General features: G+C 27.1%; 11 protein-coding genes. 2 read left to right on the top strand and 9 right to left on the bottom strand.

The window, feature by feature from the left end:
- Positions 1–236: 236 nt before the first annotated feature.
- From KMP12_RS03235 to mvk, 6 genes are all read right to left on the bottom strand, one after another.
- A complete protein-coding gene (locus tag KMP12_RS03235; RefSeq protein ID WP_215756311.1) occupies positions 237–1,196 on the bottom strand; it encodes a HaeIII family restriction endonuclease in 960 nt (319 codons plus the stop codon).
- A gap of 26 nt (positions 1,197–1,222) precedes the next feature.
- On the bottom strand, positions 1,223–2,209 hold the full coding sequence (locus tag KMP12_RS03240; protein WP_215756312.1) for a DNA cytosine methyltransferase: 987 nt from the start codon (positions 2,207–2,209) through the stop codon (positions 1,223–1,225).
- A gap of 93 nt (positions 2,210–2,302) precedes the next feature.
- Positions 2,303–3,256, bottom strand: coding sequence for a type 2 isopentenyl-diphosphate Delta-isomerase (gene fni, locus KMP12_RS03245; protein WP_215756313.1), 954 nt, complete (start codon positions 3,254–3,256; stop codon positions 2,303–2,305).
- Between the two features lie 10 nt (positions 3,257–3,266).
- Positions 3,267–4,307, bottom strand: coding sequence for a mevalonate kinase family protein (locus KMP12_RS03250; RefSeq protein WP_215756314.1), 1,041 nt, complete (start codon positions 4,305–4,307; stop codon positions 3,267–3,269).
- On the bottom strand, positions 4,274–5,185 hold the full coding sequence (gene mvaD / locus KMP12_RS03255; RefSeq protein ID WP_215756315.1) for a diphosphomevalonate decarboxylase: 912 nt from the start codon (positions 5,183–5,185) through the stop codon (positions 4,274–4,276). The genes KMP12_RS03250 and mvaD overlap by 34 nt, the downstream gene beginning before the upstream one ends.
- Positions 5,167–5,973 carry a mevalonate kinase gene (gene mvk / locus KMP12_RS03260; protein WP_215756316.1) on the bottom strand — a complete coding sequence of 269 codons (807 nt, stop codon included), beginning with the start codon at positions 5,971–5,973 and terminating at the stop codon, positions 5,167–5,169. The genes mvaD and mvk overlap by 19 nt, the downstream gene beginning before the upstream one ends.
- Positions 5,974–6,198: 225 nt before the next feature.
- Between mvk and KMP12_RS03265 the strand changes: the two genes are divergently transcribed.
- A complete protein-coding gene (locus tag KMP12_RS03265; protein WP_215756317.1) occupies positions 6,199–7,182 on the top strand; it encodes a serine hydrolase in 984 nt (327 codons plus the stop codon).
- Between the two features lie 285 nt (positions 7,183–7,467).
- Here KMP12_RS03265 and KMP12_RS03270 read toward each other — a convergent pair whose 3' ends face one another.
- The 3 genes from KMP12_RS03270 to recU all read right to left on the bottom strand — a co-directional run bounded on the left by KMP12_RS03270 (position 7,468) and on the right by recU (position 12,644).
- Positions 7,468–9,789, bottom strand: coding sequence for a transglycosylase domain-containing protein (locus tag KMP12_RS03270; protein WP_215756318.1), 2,322 nt, complete (start codon positions 9,787–9,789; stop codon positions 7,468–7,470).
- A 117-nt stretch (positions 9,790–9,906) separates the two neighbouring features.
- Complete coding sequence (locus KMP12_RS03275; RefSeq protein WP_215756319.1) at positions 9,907–12,063, bottom strand: transglycosylase domain-containing protein; 2,157 nt, start codon at positions 12,061–12,063, stop codon at positions 9,907–9,909.
- 2 nt (positions 12,064–12,065) lie between these two features.
- Positions 12,066–12,644: a Holliday junction resolvase RecU gene (recU, locus tag KMP12_RS03280; RefSeq protein WP_215756320.1), complete on the bottom strand. Its 579-nt coding sequence runs from the start codon at positions 12,642–12,644 to the stop codon at positions 12,066–12,068.
- 184 nt (positions 12,645–12,828) lie between these two features.
- Here recU and prfB point away from each other — a divergent pair, with 184 nt between their 5' ends.
- Entirely contained in the window at positions 12,829–13,938 is a 1,110-nt protein-coding gene (gene prfB, locus KMP12_RS03285) for a peptide chain release factor 2 (RefSeq protein ID WP_215756321.1), read from the top strand.
- Positions 13,939–14,178 lie beyond the last annotated feature (240 nt).

Below are 14,178 nucleotides of genomic sequence, written 5' to 3' on the forward strand. Positions count from 1 at the left end.
AACGACGAAAGGATAAAAGAAAAATTAGGATACTTATCACCAGTAGAATATAGAAAGAAGAATACAGCATAAAAATTTCCTACCTTTAGGGGAGGAAAGATATAAAGAAATACCAGACTTAGCATTAGAGCTTACTCTGGTATTAGGTACAACTTTATGGGGTCACCTTAGTTTAGGCTGTCTTTTTTTTATATGACATTATATAATATTTATATTTTTTTAAATATTGAGTATTTTTATTGTTTCCATTTGCAATCTATTGGAATAATAGTTGTGGGCATACCTATAATTTGTATATCAAATTTCAAACTAGGCTCAACTTTAGTTGAAGCGTTGTGTATTCTAAAACTAAATTGCCATCCAGCATCAAGGTATAGTTCTAAAGTGTTTTTACTATTAGGTTTAAAATCTAAACTTACAATTCTTGTAGGTAATATTGATATTGGTATTTCAATATTTTTCTTTCTTTCATTGCCTGGTTTATTTAATGTTCCTCTTAAATTATAACTTTGTATTTGAGTTATTTTTTTATTATCAATTCCAATAATTTTATAAAAATCAAACTTACCTAGTAAATATTCAACTATTAACTTTGGAATTTCTTTTTTATTCAAAGTATTTTGTCTTTCCAACTCTTTTTTAAATGCTTTTAGCAAAGGTACATATACATCATCTTCTTTGTTAGGTAAATCACTCCATTTTGAAGATTTTTTCTTTTCGTTATCGAGATATTCAAAAATAGGTTTAATATCTCTCCAATATAGTTCTGAGCAATTTTTACCATACCATTTTTCACCAAAATCTAATTTTTTTGATAGTCTGCTATGTTTTACAGCAAAATGATTATGTTTTATACTAAGACCAATTTCCCATTCAATACCTTGTCTTATAATTAAAATATCTCTAACATCTCCTAATTTCCCTTTATCATCTGCTTGAATTTCTATCTCTAATTCATCATTACTATCGTCTAAAATTAATGGTTCAAGGTCGAAAATAGTGTTAATTCCAGCTAAAGCACTAACTTTATATAAATTTTTATTATCATCCGTTAATGTATTCCATGCTTTTTCAGCAGAAAAATAACTACTGTTTTTATTTATAATTACAGGTCTGATTTTAGAAATTTCTTTATATAAAGTTATTAAATATGAAAATTCATAAGCTCTACCTTGATTATTACTTTTTTTACTCATAAACTCCTCCAATTAAAAATTTATATTTAATTATTCTTTATTGCTGAAATAATTGCTTTTGCCATTTCGTATGCAAGATTTACAGGAACAGCATTGCCAATCATTTTATATCCGTCATTTAAATTTGTATAATAAAATTTAAAATTATCTGGGAAACCTTGAATTCTCGCACATTCTCTTACCGATAATCTTCTGTACAAATATTCTTTACCATTTTTGAATACATGTTTATTTTTTTCTATTTTAGGCATTACAGGAGCTTGTGGATGCAACTGACATTGTCTACCAGATGCTTGTACAGTAAATGCTTGTTGTTCCCATGTTCTTACTCTATTTCTACTCATAAAAATAGGTGAGTAGTCTCCAATAAAATACTCATGATTAGAAATTTTACATTTTTCTTCATTAGTTTTATTTTTTTCTAAAGCTGGTATTGCACTATCTTTCAAATCAAAAATTGCATCTTTAAATGTTAATTTAAAATTATATGATTTTGGTGGTTCATTAAATTTAATATTTAAATCTTTTCTAAATCCAACATAAAATACTCTTTTTCTATCTTGAGGAACACCATAATCGCTTGCGTTTAATAAATGAATAAAAACGTCATAACCAGCTTTTTCAAATTGAGAAACAATATTTTTAACTGCTATATTGTGTCTTTTGGCCATCATTCCCTTTACATTTTCAGCAAGAAAAAATTTTGGTTGTTTATCTTTTAATACTCGTATATATTCATAAAACAACTGACCTCTAGGGTCATCAATTCCCTTTAAAGAACCTGCTTCACTCCAAGATTGACAAGGAGGACCTCCTATAATACCATCGCATTCAGGGAACATACTTGATGGTATATTACATATATCGCCTTTTATAAGTGCTGTATTATGATTTTTTTCATATGTTTTCCAAATAGTTTTATCATATTCGTTTGCTACTACTATTTTAAATCCAGCTTTTTTAAAACCTAAATCTAATCCACCCGCACCTGAAAATAAACTTATTATATTCATATTAAGCATTCTCCTTTTTAATATCTATAATTTTAACCACTCTTTTAACTTTAAAATCTGGAGCTATATAGATTTTTATTATATTAATTTAACCTAAATATATTCAATAAAACTTATTTTTCCATATAATTCTTCTAAATTTTTTGAATTTGTTAGTATCATCAAATATTTAATTTCTCTTTGCCATTTTTTAATTTCTTCAATTAAAATTTCTTTTCCTTCATTTAATAAAATATCTAAAAAAGTTCGAGATATACCCACAGCTTTTGCTCCGAGTGCTAGACATTTAATTACGTCTAAAGGATTTCTAATTCCACCACTAGCTATAATATCAATTTCATTTTTATAAATTTTTGCTATTTCTAAGGATTTAGCAGTAGTGTAGCCTATTTCTTCTAAATATAAAGAGGGGAAAGAAGTTCGTTTATTTTCTATACGAGCAAAGTTGGTGCCATCTTTACCACTAATATCAATAGCATTTATTCCTAAATTGATTGCCATTTTAATAGTGTTTTCGTTCATTCCAAATCCTGTTTCTTTTAAAATTATCGGAATAGGAGATTTTTTACTGACTAATTCAAGGGTAGAGTACCAATTTTCAAAATTTCTATCACCCTCTGGCATTATCATTTCTTGTAGGGGATTAGTGTGAACTTGTAAGTATTTAGCCCTTGTTTCTTGAATAGCAATTAGAATTGTTTCTGCATTTTTATCCAAACCTAAATTTACAGAACGATTTTTCGGATAAGATTTTTTATCATCTTCATTTTTTAGGGCTGGAGAGTAAGAACCTGCAAAAAATTCTATATTACATTTTTCACAAATTTCTTCTAGGTCTTTATTAATTTTATTACAGTATTCTCCACCAGCAGTAATAGCATTTATAAAAAAAGGCCATTGCCATTTTTTGCCACAAATAATGGTTGAAGTATCTAAGTCCTCAATTCCAAATTTTGGAACGCTATTGTATTCTATTCTATATTTATCTAAACTTGTTTTGTTTGTTTTTTCGCTAAGTGCAATTTTAATATGGTCTTTTTTTCTCACGCTTGCTCCTTTATAGTTTTTCTAAGTCTAGGTTAATTGTAAATTTATTGGTAGTAGCTGTTCTAAATCCTAGTACCATATCGCCACAACCAGAACCGCTTTGTTTACCACATGGGAATTTCATAATATATTTTTTCATGGCAATAGTTTCCATGGGAATATTTGATATTTGTTCTAGGTATAAAAGATTTTTTCTAATATCTTTTATAATAGGTATTATGAGTTCAGGATTATTTTGTTGTAAAAATAATTTTAATCTTAAAGTAAGTTGATTAGAACGGTCAATAAATTTTTTATATTTTCTTTTTTCTAACATACGTTTTACTTTAGTTCTAAGGTGATTAGTTTTTAAATTCATTTCTTTTTTAGTTGTAGCCCAATTTTTTACATGAATTTTTGTATCTATTACTTCGCCAGTCCATTTTGCTATCATTTCAACAGGCGCTTTAACATTTATTAATTCTATTACAAGACCTTGCCACTCTAAGTAGTCAATTATTTCTTTTGGACTCTTATTTTTTATGTAGTTATTTAATTTTTCTTGATTAAATTTTTGATAATAGATTACTCCTTCATTACAAGAAGAAGCTACATCTCCCATAGAACCTTTTATACCGTTTAGTAGGCTAAAAGTAACAACGATTTTAAAGATTTTCATATTATCAAAAGGAATATTATAAAATTTTAAGATTGCTTTTGTAATTGCTACTAAGACTGCTCCTGATGAACCTAAACCATATTTTTTATTTTCTGTAATAAGTTCATTATGAATAGTTAAGAAAAAATCTGTATGAATACCGGTATATTCTCTGATAAATCTTATCAACTTTTGAATATTTGTAAAATTTTTATGCTTATCATTCATACAAATTTCTGTATTGTGCATATTATCATAAATTGTTGTTTTTTCAGCCTTGCTAATAAAAGCAAATATTTGTTTTGGCACACTTGTTATAATTGCTTTTGAGTAATCTTCTAATATGGCATATTCTCCACAAAGATATAATTTTCCATATCCTATGCCATACATTTGATTATTTTTTTCGTCCATAATTTTTTTATTTCCTTATATATGATGTCGTGATTTTCTTTTAGATAAAGGACTTTCACATTAGGACCAGCATCCATTGTAAAATAAATTTCTAGCCCTTTATTTCTAAGTGATTTTACTATTTCCATAGCCTTGTAACTATCTTCGGTTAGGAAAGTAAAGGGGGGGGTAGCATATTTTGTAGTAGAGTGCATAGCTAGGGCATTACTTTCTGTTATTTGACCTATTTTTGTAAAATTATTTTCTGCAATTGCTTTTTTTAACAAAACAAAATCTTTTTTTGCTTTTGCTAACCAGTCAGAAAAATTTGTTGAAGTTTTCACACAAAGTTCCATAGCATTTCTGCTGGATATTTTTTTTCTATTTTCATCTACTACCAATACTAACATAGCTAATTTTAAATCACATTTAATTTCTTCTACGCTACCGTCTTCTAACCAACTAGCCATTTTATAAAAGCTACGGCAAGAAGATCCTGACCCTTCTTTTGCTATTGCTACCATTTCTTGAATAGTTTTGCCGAGTTTGAAATAATCGTTACAAGCTAGGACTAAAGCCATAGTGCCACTTGAACTTGATGACAAACCAGCAGCAGTTGGCACAGTATTAAAACTTATTATTTTAATTTTTTTTCTGTTTTTAGGAACAAACTCATTTATAAAAGAAATTATTTTTGTAACTTCTTCGGCTGATTGTTTTTCATCATTAATATAAAATTCATCTTCACCTGATAGGCTAGCTTCTATTTTTGTTTTTGAATATAGATTGTCTAATCTCAATGAAATGTTTGGATTATAGGGTAAGACTGGATTTTTTGATTTTTTTCCCCAGTATTTAACCAAGGCAATATTAGCATATCCTATACTGAAACTATCCATGATAAATATCCTCTTTCTTTCAGTTTATCTTGTATAATTTTTGCTTTTTCAAAATTTTCGCTTAGGGCTATACAGCAACCACCATCACCGCCACCAGTAATTTTAGCACCGATAGCACCGCTATTTTTACAAATTTTTACAACATCATCATTTTTTTCATGACTAACACCAATTTTTCTTAAAAGTTCGTGAGCCTTATCCATAAAAAATCCTATTTTTCTTAAATCTTTTTTTAATAAATAGGGCAAAACTTTTTCTGTAATTTCACCTAATTCTTCAATATAAATTTTATTAAATTCATAATTTTCTTTTACTCTTTTTACTGCGTCTTTAGTAATTCCAATAAGGCCTGTATCTATGACAAGTAAAAAAGCATTAAGATTAAAATTTAAAGGCTTAGCTCCATCTTTTTTTGAAAAAATTAAAGGTTTTTCGCTTAAAACTTGGTTTACATCTATACCACTGGGGTTGCCATGGATAAATTTTTCGCAATCATCAGCAATTTCTTTTATATTAGGGCACTTATTTGCTCTTGCAATAGCAACAGATAAAGCAGCAGAAGAACCAAGTCCACGACCAACAGGAATTGAACTTTTAATTATTATTTGCGTAGTGTCTGCAACATTACATTTTTTAGCAATGTAGGTTAGTATTTTATCTCTTTTTTGAATGTGATTATTTTTATTTAATTCAGCAGTAACTTTCATTTCTGGCAGGGGTATAGTAATACCTTTTTTGCCATAAACAACAGAATGTTCTCCGAAAAAAATAGCTTTAGCATGTGTCATATAAACCTCAATATATTTTTGTATAAATATGGTATACTAATTATAATAAAAAACTTGTATAAAGTAAATTAATTTTTAATTTATGCTAATATATAAACTATAAAATTTATAATAGATTTTATATGTAATAAAAAAGTAATTAAAAAGTAATTTAAAACTTTGATGAAGAATTTGTTAAAATATGATATAATAAAATAAATTTATATTAAGGAAATGATTTATATAATGAAAGTAGGAAAAAGTAAGGCTAAGAAAAATATAAAAATTATTTTTGAAATATTTATAAGTGGAGTAATTATTTTTTCTGTTTTCTATTCAAGAAATGTTTATGGACACCTATTTTTGAATGAAGTTAAAAATGTTGAAAATACAGAAAGTAAAGAAAGTAATCAAAACAAACAACAAGATAATCCTTTACAAGTAAATGAAACTCAAACAAAAGAAAATAAATTATCTATCGAACAATTAAATTCTGAAATAAAAAAAATAATAAGTCAATATGAAAATAAAAATAAAAAGAACAAAATAGGTTTAGTATATAATGACTTGAATAGTGGTTACAGATTTGCTCATAACGAAAATGAATATTTTTCAATGGCAAGCACCACAAAAGTTGTTTATGCAATGCACGTTTATAATAGAATTGCTCTAGGTCAAATCAGTGAGAATGAACAAATTTCTTATAAATCTAGCTATTTACAAGCAGGCAATGGAGAAATAACTAATAATCCTAAAAAAGAAAGTTATGACCTAGATTATGTTATAATGAACATGTTGACATATTCTGATAATACAGCAACTAATATGATACTAAGAAGTGATGCTAATGCTTTACAACTTCTAAAAAAGTTTTTCTCTAACTTTAATATAAATATGCCAGACCTAATGTTAAAAAATAATAAATTAACGCCAGCAAGTATGGAAACTGCATGGATATATTTATATAAAAATCAAGATAAATATCCAAAAGTAATAGAGTATCTGAAAAAATCTAAGTCTAGTGAGTGGATAAAAGAGGGAGTAAAAAATAAAGAGATAGCTAGTAAATATGGTCAGATTAAGGGAGTAGCAAACGATACAGCAATAGTTTATGACAAAACCAAAGGGGACTATATTATACTTATATATACTGCAAATATAACAAATGCAGATAAGGTTATAGCTGAAATAGCAAATAAAATAAATAAATTACATGATAATAATGCTTAAAATGCCACAAATATTGTGGAATTTTTATTATTGAAAAAATTATTTAATTATGCTAGTGTAAAAAATTAATAATAAGTTTTTGATAATAAAAGAATGCTTAGTTATAATATAAAAAAGTTTTTAAAGGATCGGTATTTTATACTTCAGTTTATTCTGAATTAAAATTTTTAGAAAATATTTTAATAGCTATTAGAGAAAATATATTTTTAAGTAAAAAATATATTATCAAAAACAAAAAAGACTAATAATTTAATTATTAGTCTTTTCTTAATTTAATTTTTAAAATTAAACATCTTCTTCTGTATCATCATTGTCACCATTATTATGATTGTTTTTTGATTGATAAGAAGATGTATTTGTTTCTATATTTTTATCTTCTTTTTCTTTATCTTTCTTTTTATTTTCTTTTTCTTCTTCTTCTTTTTCCTCATTAATTTCTTTTATAGTTTTTTGAGTATTTTTATCAATAAGGGACCCAAATTTTTTATACATTTTCTCATCAGATAATTTTGTAAAACCACTAGGTACTAAGTCTAAAGTTGAACCAGTGTCATTATTTATTTGATTAATGCCTATATACCTAACTGTATGAGGTTGTTCAAATTTTTTATCAGCATCAACAAGTTCTGGATTATATTCATTTATAACGTTCATAAAATATGACCACTGATTATGTGCGTGCGTGAATCCAGCAATTTCTTGTGGTTGGTCATAGCCAGTCCATAAACCAAAAGTAATATTTGTAGTTCCTCCGACAGTCCATAAGTCGTGATTATATTCTGATGTACCTGTTTTTACAAAAAGGTTGTCAGAGTTAAATTTTAATCTAGCCGCTATGTCTGGAGCAATTCCTATATTAGTAATAACATCATGTAACATGTTTACTATTAGATAACTTGTTTCTTTAGAATATACTTGGACACTATTTTTTTCATGTTTATAAATAATATTTTCACTATTGTCTTCTATTTCTTCTATAATATATGCCTTATTAAATTCTCCTGAATTAGCAAGTGCGGCGAAGGCACTAGTATTCTGTGCTACGGTAAAACCATAATCTAATCCACCTATGGCAGCTGATAAAGTTGTTTCATCAGATTTAGTAAGCCCCTCAAAATCCATTTTTTTCAAATACTCGTCCATTGGATTTTCGTTAACGAAAGCAGAATATAACCTTATTGTAGATAAGTTAAGTGATTGAGCAAGAGCCTTTCTTGCAGTTAATAAATTAAATTCTCTTTTAGCATAATTTTCTGGTTTCCAACCATTCAAATCAAATTTTTTATCCAATAATAAAGAGTTAGGAGTTATATAACCTTTTTCGATAGCTGGTCCATAAACAAGTAAAGGTTTAATTGTTGAACCTGGTGATCTATAAGTTCTAGTAGCATGATTTAATTGTTGGTTATCAAAATCTCTACCGCCAATAAAAGCCAATATTTTACCTGATTTATTTTCTATTACAGTAGCTCCAAGTTGAATGTTTTGACCATTCTGGGTAATAAAACTAGGATAATTGTCACGAGCTTCTTGTAATTTATCGTGTAAATTTTTATCAATAGTAGTTTTAACCTTATAACCACCTGTAGTAAATTTTACTTTAGCTTTTTCTAATATTGTATTTCGATAATCGTTATTATTTTTAAACTCATTTAGTTTTCCTTCTTCTTCAGCCATTTTTTTTGCGAATATTTTTGTTACTTCTGTAATAACTTCATTTGTGATGTAAGGATAATTGTCAGTTTCATTTTTTAAATCGGTAATAAAAGATGATTTAATGTCAAAGTTTAAAGCCTCATTATATTCATCTTTAGTAATAAATTTTTCGCTTAGCATTCTATCTAAAACATATACTTGTCTTTGGAATCCAGCGTTTAATTCTTCATCACTTCTTAAATTACCGCTTGAATCAAAAGGTGTGTACCTAAAAGGTGATTGAACAAATCCTGCTAAATATGCAGCTTGTGCTATGTTTAAATCTTTAGAATGCATTCCGAAAACTCCAAGAGATGCTGTTTCTATACCGTTAATATTTTGCCCTAATTTATTTTTACCAAAAGGCACCATGTTTAGATAGGTTTCTAATATTTCTTCTTTAGTAAAATATTTATTTGCCCTTATTGACATTAAAATTTCTTTAGCTTTTCTTTCATAAGAGCGTGAATTATCTAAAAGCTGATTTTTTATTAATTGCTGAGTTATTGTACTGCCACCAGATATAGAACGATGTGTTAATTCATTATATGTTGCTCTTAATACAGCAAATGGCTCTACTCCCATGTTGTTGTAGAAATTTGCATCTTCACTTGCAATAATAGCATTTTTAATATTAATTCCCATATCAGATAGGGGAATAGTTTTTCTTATCAGTTCAGAATTAATAGTAGCTACTTTTTCTCCATTTGTAAAATATATATCACTGTTTATACTTATATCATTTAATTTTTCTTTCATTTCACTATAAGACAAAACAGGTTGATTTTTTACTAAGTTTCCAAAAAAACCTAAAACTATACCAAAAGATAAAGAAAATATTATTAATAATGTAGCTATAAAATATTTTTTTGAAAGATATTTTTTTAAATTTTTGTAATTGTGTTTTTTCATATTTATAACCTTTCAATTTTATTATAGATATTATACCATAAGTTTAATTATTTACATAACAATATTTAATTAAAATAAAAGTCTACTCAACTATAAATGTTGAATAGACTTTTTAATTTAATTATTATTTTTTTTGGTGTTAGCAGAAGAGGTTGAATTTGAGTTTTTTGTTTTGTCATCTTCTTCAGTTGGCAATATTTTTTTTATATTTGCTAATAAAGATGAATTATTTCTTTCTGTTCTAACTTTTTCAGATAATTTGTATTGATAAACAGAATCTAAATTTGTCCCCACATACATATTATCAGTTTCGGTGCTTCTGTCTGTTGCAAAGTAAATTTTATTTTCTTGTTTTACACTGCTAGGAACTTTAAATTTTGCAGGAATTTTATCTTTATGAGCTAATTTCATAATTCTTGCAAAAATAAGTTGTGTTGATTCTGCCTGATTTATATTTAAGGCTTTTTCTTTAGAGTCTATATTATCTGGACCTTGCCAAATTGCAACAGTATGTTCGGTTGTATATCCGACCATCCAGCTATCTTTAGTAGATCTGACAGCATCTATTCCTAAAGAATTAGCTAAATTTTCATCAAAGGTACTTGAACCAGATTTTGCCGCCATATCAAATCCCACAATTCTTCCGCCAGGTGATGTCCCAGCGCCTGATATAACATCTTTTAAAATATCTGTCATTATAAATGCTGTTGATTCATTCATTGCTCTCTTAGCTTCTTCTTTTATACCTTGTATTTCATTTCCATCTTTATCTAATATTTTTATTAAAGCAGACGGCTTATTATACATCCCCTTATTTCCAAAAGCTGCAAAAGCTCCAGCCATTTGTATAGGAGAAACTGTTTCGCTACTTCCACCTATGGCAGTAGTAACAGATTTTGATAAAATATTAATTCCTAATTTGCTAGCAAAGTATTTACTTCTTTCAAAGCCTAGTGCTTCAAATGCTCTTATTGCAGGTATGTTATAAGATTGAGCTACTGATTTACGCATAGTAACATTACCATGATAACGCCTATCCCAGTTTTGAACATAGTGATTTGTTCCTGCTATTAGATAGGCAGTATCAGAAAAAATAGTAGCAGAATCCCAACCGTAATATTCAATACCAGGAGCATAATCTAATATTGGTTTTATGGATGAACCAGGTTGTAATTTTGAATCTGTTGCGAAATTAAAATCTCCATAAGTATAATTTTTCCCACCACCAATAGCTTCTACCAATCCACTTTTAGTATCTAGGACAGTTATTGCTGCTTGAGCAGCTGATTTAATCATAGGTGAACTCTCTGTATCTAGCATTCCTTGTACAGAACTTTGTAAATCTTTATCTAAGTTTGTATAAATATTTAACCCCAAAGAAAATGGGTCTTTGTCTTCTGGAAATAAATTTAAATTTTTTATTTCTTTAACAACAAAATCTATGTAGGCAGCATATTGAGGATTTGATATTCCCTGTATCATTCTTTCTGATTTAGTTTTTTCTACAAGACCATCTGTTATCGGAACTTCAATATATTTTTCATAGTCTTCTTTAGATAATTTATTATTACTGTACATAGCATATAAGACTGTATCTCTTCTTGATTTTGCTCCTTCAGGATTGTCATAAGGATTATATGCAATAGGTTGCTGTGGAATACCAGCCAGTAAAGCAATTTGTGGTATTGTTAATTCATCTAATTCTTTTCCATAAAAATATTTAGAGGCAGTTAATATTCCATATCTATTATCCGAATAAAATATTTTGTTTAAATACATTTCTAAAATATCATTTTTATCATATTTTTTTTCTAGTTCTAAAGATAAAAATGCTTCTTGTAATTTTCTTTCGTAACTTTTTGTTGATGTTAAAAGAGATTGTTTAACAACTTGTTGGGTTATTGTACTACCACCTTCAAGAGCTTCACCAGAAATAGCATTAACAAATAAGGCTTTGATTATTCTCTTTGGGTCAATACCAGTGTGTTCATAAAATCTAGTATCTTCGATAGAGAGAACAGCTTCTTTTAAAGTGTCAGGTACTTTTTCTACTTCAATAAATTCTCTTCTTTCATTTCCCAGTATGGCTATAACATTATTATCTCTATCATAAATAGTTGTGCTTAATTTACTTGTAAGTTTATCTTTTGATATTTCTGGTAATTTGTAAAATTCTACAAGTAAAAATATAGAAATCAAAAAAGTAAGTATAGTAGTTATAAAGAATACAACAGAGCAAATATTTTTTAATATGTTTAATAAATTTTTATTCATAATTACATAAACTCACTCTCATAATCTTTTATTATTTTAATATAATCTAGTCTAATTTTGTAATTAAAATCAAGTTCAAAACTATTTTCTACAAACTCACTAAGTTTTATAGATTTTCTACCACCCTTTATTGAACGTTCATAAAAATTAATTAATTTTTTAAATGGCATGATAAAAGTTCTATTAATTTTTTTAAATCTCACTATGATAAAAGCTATACCTCCATGCCTAGTTATACTAGCCATGTGTTCAATCTGATGTTTATGAATATTATTAAGTGAAAAAGATGTTGTAGAATTAGTTTCTTTAGCTTCAAAGTCAATATATTTTCCCTTATAAATTCCATTATAGTCAGTAGTTGACGGAACCTTATAGAAGGCTTTTTTTATCATAGCATTATTTCTACTTGGATAATCTACTTTTACTATTTGTATGGGGATTGGTTTTTTGTGAATTACAGCAGTATCATTTTTTAAATAAAATTTATTTGCAAAATTAATATCATCTTCGAGGTGCATTCCACGATTAGAATATGTAATTTTTTGTGAAAATTTATTATTCCCATTAGGATAGTTTACCATATATTGCTCCAAAATCTTTTCTATACATTATACTACATTATAAAAATAAAATAAATTATTATCTTCTATTCAAGTAATTTACTTATTTTAATTGTAATGCAAACTATAAATTTTTAAAATATTATTGTATAATTATATGGTTAAATATTAAAATTAAACTTAAAAGAGATTTGAGGAAATTATTTTGGAATTGGTTGAATTAAAAAAAGAATTAGAAGATATAGAAAAAAGTATTGCTGATTTTAAAATTTCATTAAATTTAGATTCAAAAATTCAAAGAGTAGCCGAATTAGATAATTTTATGCTGGAAATTAATTTTTGGAATGACAGCGAAAAAGCTACGAGCATGGTTGCGGAATCTAAATTGTTAAAAAAAGAATTGGCAGAGTTTGAAGAATTAAATTTACTCTTAGAACATAATATAGAAATATTAGAATATCTTAAATTAGAAGAAGATATGGATATGTATGAAGAATTATTACGTAGTCAAAAAGATTTAAGAGAAAAGATGGATAGTTTTACACTTAGATTATTGCTATCAGAAAAATATGATAATAATGTTGCAATTTTTGAAATTCATGCAGGGGCTGGCGGAAGTGATGCAACAGATTGTGCAGAAATATTATTAAAAATGTATGAAAGATTTTTTCAAAAACAAGGTTTAAGTTGTAAATATTTTAATTATCAATCTGGTGATATATGTGGAGTTAAGTCAGTAACGCTTCGTGTAGATGGAGATTATGCTTACGGCTTGTTAAAAGGAGAAAAAGGCGTGCATAGATTTATTAGAATTTCACCATTTGACCCGTCAGGGAAAAGACACACTTCTTTTTGTTCTGTTGACGTAATTCCAGAGTTTACAGATTCAGAAATTTCTCTTGATTTGTCAGCAGAAGATTTAAGAATAGATACATACAGGGCAGGGGGAGCAGGTGGTCAACATATCAATACTACAGATTCAGCAGTTAGAATAACACATATTCCCACTGGCTTAGTAGTTCAATCACAGGCAGAACGTAGTCAAATTATGAATAGGGATATAGCTATGAAAGAATTAAAATCTCGTTTATACCAAAGAGAGTTAGAAGAAAAGGAAAAAGAATTAAATCAAATAAGAGGAGAACAAAAGTCTATTGCTTGGGGTTCTCAAATAAAATCTTATGTCTTTACTCCCTATACTATGGTAAAAGACCATAGAACTAACTATGAAGTTAATAATATAGATAAGGTGATGAATGGAGAAATTTTTGATTTTATTGACGCTTATCTTCATTATAATATGAACAACAAATAAAATAATTTTATAGATTGAATTGTAATAATAAAGATAAAAATTTTATTTATGAAATAATCTATAAAAAATATTCTATGAATTTTTAAAAATAAAATTTTGAAAAATTTAAAATGTATATAGTAGCACATTAAAATAATTTATGAAACATACTGTATTTAATAATTTATATAGCATATTTTGAATAAAGTAATAAACTATGTTATTATATTACTTGTAATAATATATAAGAGAGGTCTGTAC

It is taken from the genome of Gemella sp. zg-1178 (assembly GCF_018790995.1).
GTDB lineage: Bacteria > Bacillota > Bacilli > Staphylococcales > Gemellaceae > Gemelliphila.

What these genes read in the sequence shown, in the direction of transcription:
- KMP12_RS03265 (WP_215756317.1), top strand. Translation starts at nt 6,199, where the DNA reads ATGAAAGTAGGAAAAAGTAAGGCTAAGAAAAATATAAAAATTATTTTT.
- KMP12_RS03270 (WP_215756318.1), bottom strand. Translation starts at nt 9,789, where the DNA reads ATGAAAAAACACAATTACAAAAATTTAAAAAAATATCTTTCAAAAAAA.
- mvk (WP_215756316.1), bottom strand. Translation starts at nt 5,973, where the DNA reads ATGACACATGCTAAAGCTATTTTTTTCGGAGAACATTCTGTTGTTTAT.
- KMP12_RS03235 (WP_215756311.1), bottom strand. Translation starts at nt 1,196, where the DNA reads ATGAGTAAAAAAAGTAATAATCAAGGTAGAGCTTATGAATTTTCATAT.
- KMP12_RS03250 (WP_215756314.1), bottom strand. Translation starts at nt 4,307, where the DNA reads ATGGACGAAAAAAATAATCAAATGTATGGCATAGGATATGGAAAATTA.
- KMP12_RS03240 (WP_215756312.1), bottom strand. Translation starts at nt 2,209, where the DNA reads ATGAATATAATAAGTTTATTTTCAGGTGCGGGTGGATTAGATTTAGGT.
- KMP12_RS03275 (WP_215756319.1), bottom strand. Translation starts at nt 12,063, where the DNA reads ATGAATAAAAATTTATTAAACATATTAAAAAATATTTGCTCTGTTGTA.
- recU (WP_215756320.1), bottom strand. Translation starts at nt 12,644, where the DNA reads ATGGTAAACTATCCTAATGGGAATAATAAATTTTCACAAAAAATTACA.
- mvaD (WP_215756315.1), bottom strand. Translation starts at nt 5,185, where the DNA reads ATGGATAGTTTCAGTATAGGATATGCTAATATTGCCTTGGTTAAATAC.